This is a genomic window from Sulfobacillus harzensis, assembly GCF_012933365.1.
Classification (GTDB): Bacteria; Bacillota; Sulfobacillia; order Sulfobacillales; family Sulfobacillaceae; genus Sulfobacillus_B; species Sulfobacillus_B harzensis.
The window spans coordinates 1-452 of the sequence record NZ_JABBVZ010000341.1 but is presented as its reverse complement, the minus strand read 5'-3'; the positions used below and the strand labels follow the sequence as shown (position 1 = coordinate 452).

1 protein-coding gene is annotated in these 452 nt (G+C 59.3%); it reads left to right on the top strand.

Translation table 11 applies throughout. The features are described 5' to 3' along the window. The coding region (locus HIJ39_RS23410) for an IS3 family transposase (protein ID WP_169103408.1) at positions 1-452 on the top strand (452 nt) is incomplete at both ends.

Genomic DNA, 452 nt, shown 5'->3' with positions numbered 1-452 from the left:
TCTCGCGTGGTGCGCAAGTATAAGGCGACGACCCACTCCCGGCATGCCCACCCGGTCGCCGACAATCTCCTGAATCGTCAGTTTGTCGCCGAGCGGCCCCATCAGGTGTGGATGACGGACATGACCTATATCGCGACCGACGAGGGATGGCTCTATTTGGCCAGTGTGGAGGACTTGTATAGCCGTCAGATTGTCGGGTGGGCCATGAGTGACCGCATGACGCAAGACCTCGTGATTCAGGCTTTCGATCAGGCGGTGGCCCGGTATCAGCCCCCCGAGGGCGTGCTCCATCACTCGGATCGGGGGAGTCAATATGCGGCCCAGGCCTATCGGGACCGACTCGCGGCGGAGCACATGACGGCCAGTATGAGCCGGAAGGGTAACTGTTGGGACAATGCCTGTATCGAGTCCTGGCATAGTCTGCTCAAGAAAGAACTGATTTATCTCGATCG